The sequence below is a fragment of the Pseudomonas sp. 1L-C-7-B-C1 genome (assembly GCF_057291635.1).
On record NZ_JBXAWH010000001.1, the window covers coordinates 285,369 to 299,848 of the forward strand.

The 14,480-nt window shown below is 60.1% G+C and carries 15 protein-coding genes and 1 tRNA gene; 8 read left to right on the forward strand and 8 right to left on the reverse strand.

Features of this window, described 5'->3' with window-relative positions:
* Window positions 1-128 precede the first annotated feature (128 nt).
* The 6 genes from AC0Z8Z_RS01285 to AC0Z8Z_RS01310 all read left to right on the forward strand — a co-directional run bounded on the left by AC0Z8Z_RS01285 (window position 129) and on the right by AC0Z8Z_RS01310 (window position 6,775).
* The gene (locus AC0Z8Z_RS01285; RefSeq protein ID WP_485617497.1) at window positions 129-3,521 is read left to right on the forward strand and encodes a dermonecrotic toxin domain-containing protein; all 3,393 of its coding nucleotides are present in this window, start codon (window positions 129-131) and stop codon (window positions 3,519-3,521) included.
* An 81-nt stretch (window positions 3,522-3,602) separates the two neighbouring features.
* Window positions 3,603-3,821: a cysteine-rich CWC family protein gene (locus tag AC0Z8Z_RS01290; protein ID WP_485617498.1), complete on the forward strand. Its 219-nt coding sequence runs from the start codon at window positions 3,603-3,605 to the stop codon at window positions 3,819-3,821.
* Window positions 3,811-4,503, forward strand: coding sequence for a pseudouridine synthase (locus AC0Z8Z_RS01295; protein WP_485617500.1), 693 nt, complete (start codon window positions 3,811-3,813; stop codon window positions 4,501-4,503). Before AC0Z8Z_RS01290 ends, AC0Z8Z_RS01295 begins: the two co-directional genes overlap by 11 nt.
* An 83-nt stretch (window positions 4,504-4,586) precedes the next feature.
* Window positions 4,587-5,471, forward strand: a complete 885-nt coding sequence (locus AC0Z8Z_RS01300) for an alpha/beta fold hydrolase (RefSeq protein WP_485617501.1) — start codon at window positions 4,587-4,589, stop codon at window positions 5,469-5,471.
* Between the two features lie 184 nt (window positions 5,472-5,655).
* Window positions 5,656-5,729 (forward strand) — tRNA-Gly (locus AC0Z8Z_RS01305).
* 236 nt (window positions 5,730-5,965) lie between these two features.
* A complete protein-coding gene (locus tag AC0Z8Z_RS01310) occupies window positions 5,966-6,775 on the forward strand; it encodes an EAL domain-containing protein (RefSeq protein ID WP_485617502.1) in 810 nt (269 codons plus the stop codon).
* Window positions 6,776-6,831: 56 nt separating this feature from the next.
* On the opposite strand, the gene AC0Z8Z_RS01315 is transcribed toward AC0Z8Z_RS01310, so the two are convergent.
* The 3 genes from AC0Z8Z_RS01315 to AC0Z8Z_RS01325 form a co-directional block, all read right to left on the reverse strand.
* A complete protein-coding gene (locus AC0Z8Z_RS01315) occupies window positions 6,832-7,602 on the reverse strand; it encodes an alpha/beta hydrolase (RefSeq protein ID WP_485617504.1) in 771 nt (256 codons plus the stop codon).
* Between the two features lie 444 nt (window positions 7,603-8,046).
* The gene (locus AC0Z8Z_RS01320) at window positions 8,047-8,523 is read right to left on the reverse strand and encodes a PA2171 family ribosome-binding persister protein (protein WP_122536032.1); all 477 of its coding nucleotides are present in this window, start codon (window positions 8,521-8,523) and stop codon (window positions 8,047-8,049) included.
* A gap of 256 nt (window positions 8,524-8,779) precedes the next feature.
* Window positions 8,780-8,977 carry an SPOR domain-containing protein gene (locus tag AC0Z8Z_RS01325; protein ID WP_205486883.1) on the reverse strand — a complete coding sequence of 66 codons (198 nt, stop codon included), beginning with the start codon at window positions 8,975-8,977 and terminating at the stop codon, window positions 8,780-8,782.
* A 210-nt stretch (window positions 8,978-9,187) separates the two neighbouring features.
* Between AC0Z8Z_RS01325 and AC0Z8Z_RS01330 the strand changes: the two genes are divergently transcribed.
* Window positions 9,188-10,222: a DUF4917 family protein gene (locus AC0Z8Z_RS01330; protein ID WP_485617506.1), complete on the forward strand. Its 1,035-nt coding sequence runs from the start codon at window positions 9,188-9,190 to the stop codon at window positions 10,220-10,222.
* A 3-nt stretch (window positions 10,223-10,225) separates the two neighbouring features.
* On the opposite strand, the gene AC0Z8Z_RS01335 is transcribed toward AC0Z8Z_RS01330, so the two are convergent.
* The 3 genes from AC0Z8Z_RS01335 to AC0Z8Z_RS01345 all read right to left on the reverse strand — a co-directional run bounded on the left by AC0Z8Z_RS01335 (window position 10,226) and on the right by AC0Z8Z_RS01345 (window position 11,341).
* Window positions 10,226-10,669 carry a DUF2442 domain-containing protein gene (locus tag AC0Z8Z_RS01335; RefSeq protein WP_485617507.1) on the reverse strand — a complete coding sequence of 148 codons (444 nt, stop codon included), beginning with the start codon at window positions 10,667-10,669 and terminating at the stop codon, window positions 10,226-10,228.
* A gap of 3 nt (window positions 10,670-10,672) precedes the next feature.
* The gene (locus tag AC0Z8Z_RS01340; RefSeq protein ID WP_192171666.1) at window positions 10,673-10,906 is read right to left on the reverse strand and encodes a DUF4160 domain-containing protein; all 234 of its coding nucleotides are present in this window, start codon (window positions 10,904-10,906) and stop codon (window positions 10,673-10,675) included.
* Window positions 10,907-11,026: 120 nt separating this feature from the next.
* Window positions 11,027-11,341, reverse strand: coding sequence for a hypothetical protein (locus AC0Z8Z_RS01345; protein ID WP_485617509.1), 315 nt, complete (start codon window positions 11,339-11,341; stop codon window positions 11,027-11,029).
* Window positions 11,342-11,589: 248 nt separating this feature from the next.
* Between AC0Z8Z_RS01345 and AC0Z8Z_RS01350 the strand changes: the two genes are divergently transcribed.
* Window positions 11,590-12,489 (forward strand): DMT family transporter, encoded by a 900-nt coding sequence (locus AC0Z8Z_RS01350; protein ID WP_485617510.1) that lies wholly within the window; start codon window positions 11,590-11,592, stop codon window positions 12,487-12,489.
* On the opposite strand, the gene AC0Z8Z_RS01355 is transcribed toward AC0Z8Z_RS01350, so the two are convergent.
* Complete coding sequence (locus AC0Z8Z_RS01355; RefSeq protein ID WP_485617511.1) at window positions 12,486-13,703, reverse strand: class I SAM-dependent methyltransferase; 1,218 nt, start codon at window positions 13,701-13,703, stop codon at window positions 12,486-12,488. The genes AC0Z8Z_RS01350 and AC0Z8Z_RS01355 overlap by 4 nt on opposite strands.
* Before the next feature lie 141 nt (window positions 13,704-13,844).
* Window positions 13,845-14,462: a TPM domain-containing protein gene (locus tag AC0Z8Z_RS01360; protein WP_485617512.1), complete on the reverse strand. Its 618-nt coding sequence runs from the start codon at window positions 14,460-14,462 to the stop codon at window positions 13,845-13,847.
* Window positions 14,463-14,480 lie beyond the last annotated feature (18 nt).

Genomic DNA, 14,480 nt, shown 5'->3' on the forward strand with positions numbered 1-14,480 from the left:
GCTTGCGGCTTAACGCTTGCAGCTTTCATACAGGCATCAGACGCGGTGGCATACGCGATACATAGTTACCGCCATTGCATCCCGTCATCGCGCCATAGTGGGCCCCTTTCCACGTGGCGCGATTTTCCATGAACGACCGCAGCAGCTCCGATTCCGCGAGCGGCCTTGATCTCATTTCCAATGACACCCTGCCCCATGGCAGCGCGTTCAGCGTTTCGCCGTTCGCGGAGGACATGCGACCGGCAGAATTCCTGAAGCCCACCGCCGTAGCGCCCGCCGAACCTCACACGCTGAACCACAAAAGATTGATGCGCCAGGCCGTCAGTCCGGTTGCCGAATTGTTGTACGGGTCGGTCTGGGTACTGAAAGCCTGGCAACTGGATCTCGAGTTTCCGCCCTCGATCGTCCGCCATCTGGACCAGCGGCTGGAGGAAACGCTGCAGGCCAGATTTGGCACACCCATTGACCTTGATGAGCTGCACATCAGTTTCAGCACCGCGCTGGAGCCGGCCGTGGAAACCGACGGTCGGGAACGGTTCGAGCTGCGCCTGACGTTGCGCGAGCTGGGCCGGGAGACCCTGAACCCGCTCGGATTTCTCGCCCTTAAACGCTGCGCCGAGGCTGATCGCCCGCTGTCGGCCTCGACGCCCACCCTGACCGTCTCGGCGTTTTTCGAGCTGCTCATTGAAGCCCGATGGACATTGGAATATGAGCAGATGCAGCGTCAGTTCTGGGAGCAACACGGCGACACGTGGGAGATGCTCGCCAGGCTGGCGTTTCTGGACGGTCTGAGCCGTTTGCAGTCACGCAGGCGGATCGATAGCGACGGCCATTTACTGGCGCTGGATGCGCTGGGCCTCACACGTTTCCCGCTAAGTCTCCAGGACCTGCAGTCGGCGGGGCCGCCGGCACGCTCGGTCGTGCGCGGGCTGGCGCTGAACGGCGAGATCATCCCCGGTATCTTCCATGTACGTTCCAACACCACGGGGCATTGCTATGTCCATGTGCTGGGCAGCGCGCCCTTTTGCCATGAGTACATTAGCGATGACGCGCCGTGGAAGGCGGACAAGGTGCTGGAGGCGATCAACGCATCGGCCTGGCATCGGCTGAATCTCTCCCTTGAGGGCACGCACACCCTCCTCACGCTGGCGGCGCCTTCGGACGGCGTGTTCACCCAACTGCGCGTTGCCCAGCAACACTTTTGCGCTGCACGACTGAGCGACATCGATGCGGTTGAATCACCTGCCGCATTTATCGACGACGACCACTGCGCTCTCATGCCCATCGAGCCAGCGATGGCATTGGTCAGCGCCCTTGATTACTGGCGGCACCATGAGCCATTGCTGACGCGAATCCCTACGCCCCTCGGGGTTGCGAACCGGCTCATGGGCCAGTGGCTGAGGCAGATGTGCCCCCGGCTCAAGCCGGTCCCGTTGAAGCAAACGCACACGCTGATCACGGACCCGCAGCGGGTGTTCATCCGCTACTTGCCCGGCACATCGAGGACGCCCTGGGGTCATCCGCGGATTGCGGCAGGCAACGTGATCGTCACGCCGGATGAAGCGCCCGTCACTCTGGCTCAGGCACTGATAAGCCGGTTCAGGGCGCTTCAGCCTCAGGGGTACGATGACGAAGGCGGTCGCTGGGTCGTCTACGCCGACCCCGGCGGCAAGGGGACATGGTCGCCCGAGGCGGAGCTGAATATCAGCGCGATTGGCGTCGAGGCATACATTCAGGGCGTCGACTTTCTCGAACTGATGCAGCGCCAACTTGACCGGTTCTGGCAACAGCAACGCGCAGATGTCGAGCGCGCGCTCTGGTCGACGTTCGTTAGCCAGGCGCTGCTGGCCTTGAAAGGTGGCGAACTTCCCAGGGACAGTTTCCAGCGGGTCATCGATGCCGTCGAGCAGGCTCAGCGGGGGCATCTGCCCGAGAGGCGGCTTTTGAGGACAGCTCCCGTCCGCTGGAGCGCTGCGGGCTTTTACGTGAGCGACGGACTCCCATTTAGTGCTGACTGCCCTCCCTGCGTCGGCTTGCTGATGATCACCACTCCCGACCGAGAAGACGGCGTGCTGTATCAGGCCGGGCAGTCCACGCCCTTCGTGCCATTCAGCGATCGTCAGCAGCTCATCGATCATCTGACTGCTGCAGCCGCCAACCCTGCTTGGCGCGAGACCGTGCTCAATTACATGCCGCGCCGTTTTCACGCCAGGCTCAGTTATATCCTCGAACTGTGGGCCGGGGTCCGCTCGCCGGCCGAACCGGTCTCGATCCTGCGTCCCTGGACCGAGCCGCTCTACAGCCCGGACACCCATGCCGCCCGGCAACATCTTCTAAGCGAGCAGGAAGTGTCCGGCTCGCCTATGGGATTCATCTGTGAGCGCCTGCGTCTTAACAGCCAGTACGACGCCGAGGACAGCATCGTGACCGACCGCGAGCAGGCCCTCGACACGTGGATTCAACACCTCGATCGCTTGCAACTGTTACTGGCTCCGATGGCGCTCGTGCTGCCGGCGGCCTCGATTGCGGCACTGACGGCCAGCGCGGCAAGTGTCGCGCTGGGGATTCAGGCCGCCAACCTTCACGGCGACCGTCAGGCAGAACGGCGCCAGGCGATGTTCGCCATTCTGTCCCTGGGGCTGTTGCACATGGCGCCGGCCACGCCACGTCTTTTGCAGGCGTTCGGTAAACTCACCGCGCCCACCGCAGCACTGGGCCGAGGGCTGACTCGAATGAAGATTGCGCTGCCGGCCCGTGGTTTTGGCGACTGGTTGCGCAGGGCGACCCACCCGCGCAAGACGCTGCTCAAGCCATTCTTCAATGGGACTGGCCTGATGAAGACGTGGAGCGTTGCGGGCAACGCCGAATTCGGCACTTCAGCGGTTCAGGTGTGGAAGCTGGGCCGCAAATTTCTGCTGTGGACATCGGACCGGACCCAGGCTCGCACGCTGGTCGTGAGCAGCCACGGCTACTACTTGCCGTGGACGCGCACGACGGCCATTCCCAACGGCACCGAACTGCGAACCTACGCCCCTCACGGTCACGAGCTGGTCGACCCGATGCTGCACCGGATCGCCAGCCAGTCGGTCCGGCCTTACGCAACGTTGAACACGGCGCAGCCTATGCCCGGTCCGGGCGTCGGGCCTTTTCCCGACATGCTGGCCCGGGACACGCTGATGGCCGGCACGTCGTTGCCGGGGCGCATCAAGAACTACACGCTGGCGAAATTTCAGAGCGAGCACTACGAGAGTTATCGGGACATCAGCCAGGTCGTGCGCAACAGTCACCAACCTCCGTTACCGAGCCCACTCCCTGCAACGCCCATGGATGTGCTGACCGTGCGCAACCGGTTCGGTATGGCCAACCCGACCCTGCAGGACCTGTTCGGTGAACTGCATCGACAAGGTATTCATTACGACAACATCCTGCTGGTGCATTGCCGCTGTCCTGCCGTGGGATCGATGCTGGGGCGCTCTCCCTCTTTTGTGGCACCCAGGGGCCCATCGCCGATCACCCCGTAGGCGCGTTGCGCACAGCACATGCTCATGGCGTGAGACAAGGCGGCGCGCTAGCATTGGCGACACTCAAAGGCTGCGCCCTACATGGACACTCACATCATCGACACCAGCATTTGCCCTGTTTGCGGCGCCAGTAACCGCTGCACCCTGGCTGATCCGCGCACAGTGGACCAGGCCTGCTGGTGTTTTACCGCCGAGATCGACCCGGCGGTATTGGCAGAGCTACCCGAAGAGGTCCGTGGACAGGCATGTCTTTGCCCGCAATGCGCAGGCGTCGAGGCGAAGCGTCGCGATGCGTCTTGACCGTTTCCTCAGCAACCTGCCGCGCTTCAGCCGCAAAGAGGTACGACTGGCGCTGATCGCAGGCCGCGTGCAGGTCGACGGGTTGCCGGTAAAAAACCCGCTGCATGAGGTCCGCGAATTCAGCCAGGTGCGGCTCGATGAAGAAGTCCTTCAGCACGGTAAACCCGCCCGGTATTTCATGCTGCACAAACCTGCGGGTTGCGTCAGCGCAACCGTCGATCCGCAGCACCCCACCGTGCTCGACCTGCTGGATGAACCGGACAAGGCCGATCTTCACATCGCCGGCCGTCTGGATTTCAACACGTCCGGGCTCATGCTTATTACCAATGACGGCCACTGGTCGCGCCGTCTGACGCAGCCAACCACCAAGCTGGCGAAGGTCTATTGCGTCGAGACCGAAGACGACATCGGCGCGAACTACGTCGAAAAATTTGCTGAAGGGTTTTATTTCGCGTTTGAAGACCTGACGACACAGCCCGCCGAGCTGACGATCCTGGACAGTCATCGCGCCCGGTTGAGCATCATCGAAGGGCGCTACCACCAGGTCAAACGCATGTTCGGCCACTTCAACAACAAGGTGACCCGGCTGCACCGCGAAAGCATGGGACCACTGGTGCTCGACTCCGCGCTGGCACCTGGACAATACAGGGCGCTGAGTGCCAGCGAAGTCGCGTTGATCTGAAACCTGCGTCACATTGCCTACCTGTCACGAAACCCGTGCAACGTGTCTCTGAGCACCCCGTTTTTTCGTCAGGAGACATGGAGATGAAGCCAGAAATCGCTGTGCTGGATATCCAGGGCCAGTTCCGGGTTTACACGGAGCTCTACCGCGCAGACGCCGCCGAGAAGACCATCATTCTGGTCAACGGCTCGCTCGCCACGACCACCTCCTTCGCCCAGACCGTGCGCAACTTGCATCCGCAATTCAACGTCGTGCTGTACGACCCGCCTTACGCCGGCAAATCAAAACCCCACAATGCCCATGAACGCCCCCTGACCAAAGAGCTTGAAGGCCAACTGCTGCTGGAGCTCATCGACCATTTCAACGCCGAACTCCTGATGTCGTTCTCATGGGGCGGCGCGGCGGCGCTGGTCGCCCTGGCCCACCGGCCCAAGCGCATCGAAAAGGCAGTCATCAGCTCGTTCTCCCCCGTCATCAGCGACCCTCTGCGCGACTACCTCGAGCGCGGCCGGCAACACTTCGGCACTTACAACCGCCATGGCGTCGGGGAGTTGCTCAATAGCACCTTGGGCAAACACCTGCCCTCGCTGTTCAAGCGCTACAACCACAAGCACGTCAGCTCGCTGGATGCGCATGAGTACGCGCAGATGCACCACCACATCGATCATGTGCTGGACGCGAGCAATCATCCGCAGATGAAAGCGGCCAAACGCATCAATGTGCCGGTGCTGTTCATGAACGGCGCGTGGGACGAATACACCTCGGCTGCCGACGCCCGGCACTTCGCCCACTACATTCGCGACTGCCATTTCAGCACCCTTCAGGATGCCGGGCACTTTCTGGACATGGAGAACAAGGCCGCGTGCCTGGCATCGAAAGAGGCGCTGCACGGGTTTCTGACGCCCACGCCTGAACCCCGCCGCGTTCATTACCAAACGGGTCAGTTGCAACAGGCATTTGCGGTGTGATTGGACTGGGAGATGCAAGAGCAGAAGACGGGGAAGGAATGGTCTGCTGCAGACCCTGATAAGCGTTATTGGGCAGCGAATCAGGGGTGGGCGAGATGGCATTGGCTCGGTGCGGCATATAACGCTTCAATTAACACGCAGCATCTGGTACAAAGTCAGCCGCGCCAAAGGCGTCGATTCAAAAGCGGGTATAGTTTAGTGGTAAAACGAAAGCTTCCCAAGCTTTAGTTGAGGGTTCGATTCCCTCTACCCGCTCCATCTCCCCCAGTGTTTACGGGCCTTCCAGCCGCCCTCCCCCTCTCTGAATCAACCTTGGTCCTTGCCCTCGATTTCAAAGACCGGGCCAGACCTCCCCCCTCTCAGGCACCGATTTCGTTACCGCTAATCCCCTGCTGCAAATCCGCACCACAGATTTCACGCCAGCTGCCGATACAGAGAAACCTGTCGCTCGAAATCCACACATCGACCGACGAAACCTCAAGGCAGTGACGATCATGCAACATATCCCCTTGGCAACCTTCGAATCCATTGGCTGCGCTGAATGTCGAAATCTTGAAGGTTTGGGATTCGACTTCACCATGGCTTTCCAGCCTATTTTCAACGTCATCACGGGCGCGCCTTTTGCTTATGAGGCGCTGGTACGTGGCGTCAATGGCGAGTCGGCTGCGTTCATTCTGGGTCAGGTCAACGACGGCAACCGATACCGTTTCGATCAGGCGTGCCGGGTCAGGGCCATTGAGCTCGCTACCCAGTTGGGCCTGCCTGCGATTCCAGACTGCAAGCTGAGTATCAACTTCCTGCCCAAGGCGGTGTACCGGGCGGAAACCTGCATTCGTGCAACCCTCGAAGCGTCCCGGACGTTCGACTTCCCGGTGGATCGGCTCATGTTCGAAGTCACAGAAGGCGAGCGCGTCGAAGACCCGAATCATCTCAAGTCGATTTTCGAAGAGTACGCGCGGCAAGGTTTTACCACCGCTATCGATGACTTCGGATCAGGTTATTCCGGCCTGAACATGCTGGCGATGTTTCAGCCACAGGTCCTGAAAATCGACATGGCGCTCACCCGTGACATCGACCGGGACACTGTACGTCAGGCGATTGTTGAAGGGATCGTGTTGGTGTCCAAGCGGCTTGGCATCACGGTCGTGGCCGAAGGCATCGAAACCCGCGAAGAGCGCGACGCCCTGTTGGATCTGGGTGTCGAGCTGATGCAGGGCTATCTGTTTGCCAAACCCATGGTGGGGCAATTGCAACCGATGCCGTTGGATCTGATCGCCGGCTCAGGCGTTGTCGAAGTGGCCTGATTCCCCAGGCAACCTTGACGTTGCAGGGGTTACAGGTCAGCTGTGAAAGCGATACGTCAATCCGCGGCGTGAGCGGCGGCCTGTTCGATCAACGCGGCCACCTCCTGCGGACGGGACTGGTACACCGAGTGACTGGCGCCTTTGATTTCGATGGTGTGGCTGTTGGCCCGCTTGGCGTACATGCGCTCAAGGTCCGGGTTGATGATCCGGTCTGCGCCGGCCACTGCGTACCAGCTCGGTTTGGTTTTCCACGCGGGCACGCCAGCGGGGGTGGTGAACACCGATGCTGCGGTCGGCTCCTGGGAAATGGCTTCGAACTCAGCCTGAGCCTTGGGCAGGTCAGCCGCGAAGTCCGCCGGGTATAACGCAGGGTCGAGGGACAGGAAGCCGTCAGCGGTTTTCTTCACCGCCTTGGTGGCGTTGGGGTAGAGCTTGCCGTTCTGCGCTTCGGTTTCCCCCTGATCCAGTGCATGGGCGGCGATGTACACCAAGCCCACGACGTGGGCGTCATTGCCGACATCCGTGATGATCGCGCCGCCGTAACTGTGGCCGACCAGGATCGTCGGGCCATCCTGCTGATCAACAATGCGCTTCACCGCCGTCACGTCATCGGTGAACGACGTCAGTGGGTGTTCAGCGATCGAGACGTTGTACCCGTCCTTGCGCAGGATCTCGTAAACCGGCTTCCAACCTGACCCATTCACAAAGGCCCCGTGCACCAGCACGATGTTTTTGACCGGTGCGGCTTGAGCAGCATCGGCATCACCCAGCGCCAAGGCGCCCGCCGTAAAAACGCTTAGCAGCAATGACGCGTTGATTCTGTTCATGGGGTGATTCCTCGGTGTGCATTTATGGTCGGGGCTCGAACGAAATGGCCGAAGCCTGGCCCCGCATTTCGCTGTGAACCATTGAATGCGCTGCACGTATCTGCGGTGTGTCAACGAGGGGGAGCTTTCAGTCAGTACGTATCGGCAAGGGGTCTGGATACACAGGCATACAAAGCTAGCGTTTCCTTGTGGGGCCGGCTTCAGCCGACAAGAGGCAAGTGTGTTCGCCATTGGTTTTGCAGCGTGGCGGCTGACGCTTTCCCGGCTAAAGCGGTCCCACAATGGAGTCCGCCGCCAGTCCCACTGAACGCACGCAATTCAAATGTGGGACTGGCTTCAGCCGGGAAGAGGCCCGTGAACGCCCCGCACCTCTCATCAGGTACTAGAAACCAGTCACCCACAAAAAAGCCCGGAAAACTCCGGGCTCGTTCATTCCATCAACGCTTACGCTGCAATGCTCGGCGACGACATGGACTTCTTGTATTCAGCCTTCATCGCTTCCATCTGCGCGCCAAGCTCTTCCAGCTGCTTCTTGCCCAGCAACTTTTCAGCCTGGGGGAACATCTCTTCCTCTTCTTCCTCGATGTGGTGCTCCAACAGCTCCTTGACCACTTTCACACGACCGGAAAACTCCGGGGTGGCAGGGTCGGTTTGCTTGAGGTCCGGCAGCACCAGGGCGTCAACAGTGCGGTGCTCTTCCTTGGCTTCGTAGTACATGATGTCCTGCTCTTTGCCGCCCGCCTCTTTAAACGCCGGATAGAGAATTTCTTCCTCGATCTTGGTGTGGATGGTGATTTCCATTTCCAGCTTGGCCAGCAAGTCCGTGCGCTTCTTAACGCCGCGCTCGGTCGACTCGCTCAGTTGGGTCAAAATGGCTTTTACGCGTTCATGGTCGGCTTTCAACAGTTCGATGGCGTTCATGTTGTTTCCTCTGGATCACGGTAAGCGGATCGATCTAAATGCCGATCCTGCAGGTTCGTGATGAGAGTTGCATCGACCGTGCCGATATAGCCAGATATCGAAAAGCCCGGTGAATCAAGCAGTTAGAAGAACAGGGAAAATGCGAAATCGTGCAGGCTGCATGAAACTTCGCAAATGGATAGTGCAGTTCACGAGTTGCTATCCGGCCGACTGAGCTCCGGCAACACCAGAGCTCAAATGGCGAGGAGTCGTGTCATTAATGCGCTTTGGCGGCAGGTGCTAACGCCGTCCGCTCTTGATAGGCCGGCAAGGAGGCTGCATAAGCCATGGCTTCTTCGCGCGTGGAGAACGAGCCTAATCGATCGTGGTGGGTGCAGACCCGCCAAGGCCCGTTGTTCACGTTGATCACATCGTAGCCGTTGAAGTGCGTCTTGCTGAGCATCGCGGTGTGCATGGTGATCTCCCCTCATTCAAGAGAGTGTTATGGGTGGTCGGATTAAACCTTACACCCGTCATTCACTCTATAGACGTTACCGAGACCAGCGGCACCCTCCTCAAATTGTTCGAAGCCGGTATGCCGCGTTGACAATGCCGACCTGGGTTTCTATAGGTCCCCTCCGTTCTGGCGTCCGGTCAGTACCTGCTCACCTGAAAGCGAAGCGAGATGATGGAATTCACGGATTTTGATGCCGAACTGGCCGACTGGAACACGCTGCAAGCCGCCAATCCCTGCTCGGGATTGCTGTTGGGCAACGGCGCCAGTCTTGCCGTGTGGAAGAACTTCGCCTACGACTCGCTGTTCGAGCTGGCGCAGACCACGCGCAACAAACCCTTGAGCGCCACCGAGCTGGCGCTGTTCAAATCCATGGAAACGGAGAATTTCGAGCCCGTACTCAGCGGCTTGAAAGTCGCGATGCGGGTCAACGCGGCGCTGACGATCGGTTCGTCATCGCCACGCAACCGCTATTTTGCGATCAAGGAAGCCCTGATTCATGGCATCCGCTCGGCCCACATTCCGTGGCGCCTGATGGAGGCGGCGACTATTGGCAAGATCAGCGAAGCCCTGAGCCCGTATCAGACGGTGTACTCCACCAACTACGACCTGCTGGCGTACTGGGCAGCGATGCATGGCGCGCAGCCGTTCGATGATCTGTTCGACGATGACGCTGTGTTCAACCTGCACCGCACCGACAGCCACGCCACGCGCATTTTGTACCTGCATGGCGGCATGCACCTGGTGAAGAACTTCGATGGCACGGCGCGCAAGTTGCTGTCTTCGGAGAGCACTCTGCTGGGCAGTTTCGCGATCAACTCGCTGGAGGATGTGCCGCTGTTTGTCTGCGAAGGCCGCAGTGACGACAAGATGAAGATCATCCGCGGTTCGGACTATCTGTCGTTTTGCCACGCTCAACTGGCGCAGCATCAGGGCGCGCTGTGCGTCTTCGGCCACTCGCTGGGCAAGCAGGATCGGCACATCCTCAACGCCATTCTCCAGGCCCGCCCGGAGCGTATCGCCATCTCGGTGCTGCCACGCAGTGACGCGTTCATCCAGCACCAGAAACGCCGCTACAGCGAATTGTTTGAAGGGCAGAACATCGAGCTGACATTCTTCAACGCCACCACCCACCCGCTGGGCGATCCGGCGCTTGCCGTGCCGGTGGCGCGATTGAAGGAAGCGTTGGAGTTGAAGAAGGGCTGAGGGTTAGCGCGGCGAGTGCTCATATTCCCAACCCCGACAGGCCAATGCCACGTGCTTGGGGATAAGTGCAGCACCGCTGCTGTAAGCAGTAATGGTTCGACGCGTAAAGCCCAGCTCGATGGCCGCTGCCGAGAGCGAAAGGTTGTTCTTTGCCATCCACTGTTTGAAGTCCCGCGTCGGCATGACTTCACCGGCCTGCTCCAGCGCGAGCCGGTGAAGCGTCGACGCAGACAGCTCGATATCATTCCCCCACGACACGTCGAACCCCCAATCACCCACAGTCACCTGACTGAACAGCGTTTCATTCTTCAGCGGCACCAGCGCTTCAAATTGGTCGATGTAGGCCGACAAATCAACGGTATGACGCTTGCCGTTGTTCCAGTCGAGGATCAACGAGCGGCTGTTCGCGACAGGTTGCGCAGCGACGATGCGTAATTTGCTGGTCATGTCTCAAGTCCTCCGATTCTGCTCATACCAGATACGCCACAAGTCCCGGGTATGATTCCTGGCCCACTGCAGCGCTTCTTTCAGCGCCTTCCCCTCAGCGCCCCTACCTAAGACCCTTAAACCGTCAATCTGCACGAGTGACTCCCCGTCAGGCGTCTGGACATGGAAATGGGGCGGGGCATGGTCGTCCGGATAGATTTTGATCTTCCAGTTGCGATTGTTATGTACGGTAGCCATGGCGGGATACTAGAGAAATTTTTTCCCCAGGACAAACTCTGCTGACAAAAACAAAAACCGGACCCTGCGAGGTCCGGTCTCCAGTCGCTCACCGCTTCGAATCTTCCCAGCCGCTGCCCTTTACTCGTTACCTTCCGACAACGCCCCCACCACCACTGCCCCACTCTGACTGTGTTTGCTTACGCTGGTGGCGACCGATTCGGTGGTCAGGCGCATGCTGCTGAGGGCGGCAAGCCGATCACTGCTTGTGGTGTGGACAACGCTGCCTGACCATTGAGCGGCCACCGTCGCCAGCCATGCGAAAAGGAATACCACGACACCCTGCAACGCCCATTTTCCGATACCCGACACGATGGTTCTCCTGGCTGAATTCGACGGCATCAATTTGACCTTCAACTGTTGCAGGAACGTTGCATTCAACTTCTGCACCAACATTCAGGGGGATTCATTCACCCACCGGAAAATCCTCGAAAACGGCGTTTCCCCCCTTGCCCCCCCGTTCATAATTCCCGGCTGAAGCCGGTCCCACAAAAGCGTCGCGGTCGGTTAGTAGGACCGGCTTCAGCCGGGAAGCTTTTGAAGTGTACGGACGATTCAGCGCGCATCTGTAAAGGGTCGCCACCCAGGTTCTGTGGCTGAATACCCGTGCGTTTCGCACCCACAAGAACAAGGCAAGACCCTCTATGTCCTCTCGTGAAAACACCGGCATGGCCCTCGGACTGATCGGCGTGGTGATCTTCAGTCTGACGCTGCCCATGACCCGCATCGTGGTGCAGGAGATTCATCCCTTGCTCAACGGGCTGGGCCGCGCCTTGTTTGCGGCGGTGCCGGCGGCGGTGTTGCTGCTGTGGCGCAGGGAAAAATGGCCGACCCGGGCTCAGTTCAAGGCCTTGATGGTGGTCGCGCTTGGGGTGATCGTCGGGTTCCCGGTGCTCTCGGCCTGGGCCATGAAAACCCTGCCTGCCTCCCACGGCGCACTGGTCAATGGCCTGCAACCGCTGCTGGTCGCCATCTACGCCGCATGGCTTTCCCACGAGCGCCCGTCCAAAGCCTTCTGGGCTTGCGCGGCCATGGGCAGCGTTCTGGTGCTGGGTTACGCGCTGATCAGCGGCGCGGGCAATCTTCAGGCCGGTGATGTGCTGATGGTCGCCGCGGTGGCGATTGGCGGGCTGGGTTATGCCGAAGGTGGCCGCCTGGCCAGGGAGATGGGTGGCTGGCAGGTGATCTGCTGGGCGTTGGTGATTTCAATCCCGGTGTTGGTCCTGCCCGTCAGCTACCTGGCGTGGCAGCACCAGGGCCCGATCTCGCCCGGCACCTGGTGGGCCTTCGGCTACGTGTCGCTGTTCTCGCAATTTATCGGATTCTTCGCCTGGTACGCCGGGCTGGCCATGGGCGGCATCGCGCGGGTCAGCCAGATTCAGTTGGTGCAGCTGTTCTTCACCATGGCCTTCTCGGCGCTGTTTTTCGGCGAGCACATTGACCCGACAACCTGGATCTTCGCCGCCGGTGTCGTGGTCGTGCTGGCCATCGGGCGCAAAACGGCTGTGATTGCACCCAAGCCCGTCGCCGCCGCTCGCATTTAACCGAGCAGGCCATCCGCCTGGAGCAAGCGCTCCAGGCACTGCTCCTGAATCCCGTAGAACACTTTCAGCTCCTGAATCTTCGCCAGCAATTCGGCAGAGTCCGGCGGGGTGGCGCGCTTGACCGCCAGGATCATCTTGTTCTTGTTGGTGTGCTCCAGCGAGATGAATTCGAAAACCTTGGTTTCATAGCCGCAGGCTTCCAGCAGCAGCGCGCGCAAGGCATCGGTGACCATCTCGGCCTGCTGGCCCATGTGCAAACCGTATTGCAGCATCGGCTTGAGCAGCGTCGGGCTCTGGATCTGCAGGCGGATCTGTTTGTGGCAGCACGGCGAGCACATGATGATCGAGGCGCCCGAGCGGATGCCGGTGTGAATCGCGTAATCTGTGGCGATGTCGCAGGCGTGCAAGGCGATCATCACGTCCAGTTCGCTGGGCGCCACCGAGCGCACGTCACCGCACTTGAACACCAGCCCCGGATGCTCGAGCCGCGCGGCAGCGTTGTTGCACAGCGAGACCATGTCTTCGCGCAGCTCGACGCCAGTGACGTTACCTTCGGCCTGCAAGGTGTTGCGCAGGTAATCGTGGATGGCGAAGGTCAGGTAGCCCTTGCCCGAGCCGAAATCCGCAACCGTCACGGGCCTATCCAGCTTGATCGGCGAGGTCGCCAGCGCGTGGGAAAACACTTCGATGAACTTGTTGATCTGCTTCCACTTGCGCGACATCGCCGGGATCAGCTCGTGCTGCTTGTTGGTCACGCCCAAATCGGTCAGGAATGGCCGGCTCAGTTCCAGATAACGTTTTTTCTCGCGGTCATGCTCGGCGGTTGGGGCTTCGCGTTCTTGCTGGGCCTTGTTGCGGAACAGCGTGGTTTTGCCCTTCTTGCTGAATTCCAGCTGCACTTCATCGGTGAGCGACAGCAGATGAGCGTTCTTGAACGACGCGGGCAGCAGGCTGGCAATCAGCGTCTGCGCCTCGGCCAAGGGGTGATTCTTGGTGATGTCGCGGGTCTTGTAGCGGTAGACGAAGGACAGGCAAGGCTGATCCTTCACCGTGACGGGCTTGATGATGACCCGCTGCAATTCCGCTTCACTTCCGACGTACTTGGCCAGCACCAGTTTGATCAGCGAATTTTGCGTCAGGCAGGTGTCCAGCAAACTCAGGAACTGAGCGCGGTGGTCCTGCGCAGGAACAGTGGCGGGTGCGGTAACGGACATCGGAAAGCGCCTCGGGAGCGGAAATGCGAGGCGCTATTTTAGGCGGGTCGTGAGGAGTAGGTGCAATTAAATGACGCGGCGCGTCAGAAGAGGCATTCCCACGCGCAGCGCGGGAACGATCATATCGGCAGCCGCGAGGCTCTACTCCAATACCACCAACCGATTCGGCAACTCGTTGCGCGCCTGGGTCACGGGCACTTGCTCGCTCAGCACATCGCCGCACGAACGGATGCACCCGACAAATCCCTCCAGAATCCGGCCATCCTTCACCTGCCGGGTAAAGGTCTCGACCATCGCGCGCCAGACTTCGTTATCGACGCGTCGGGCGATGCCATCGTCGACGATGATTTCGACGTAGCGCTCGGCCTCGCTGACGAAAATCAGCACGCCGGTGCCATGAGTGGTGGCATGAAGATTCTGTTCGAGAAACTGCCGACGGGCGAGATTACCCGCCCGCCAGTGCCGCACGCGAACAGGCACCAGCCGCGTAGTGACGCCAGGCAACCGGCACAGCAGCGCCACCACAATGAACGTGATGACCTGCACCAGCAGCAGATGATTAGCGTTGAGCCAGCCGGTCAGCAGGTTGATCAGCCCCGGCACGAGCAGCGCGATGACCCCGGCCCAGATCAGCGGTACGTAGGTGTAGTCGTCTGCACTGCTTGCCAGCACCGTCACCAGTTCCGCGTCGGTCTGACGCTCGACGGTTTCGATGGCGTGGGCAACCCGCTGCTGTTCGTCTTTATTGAGCAATGTCATGCACCTAAACCCTTCCTG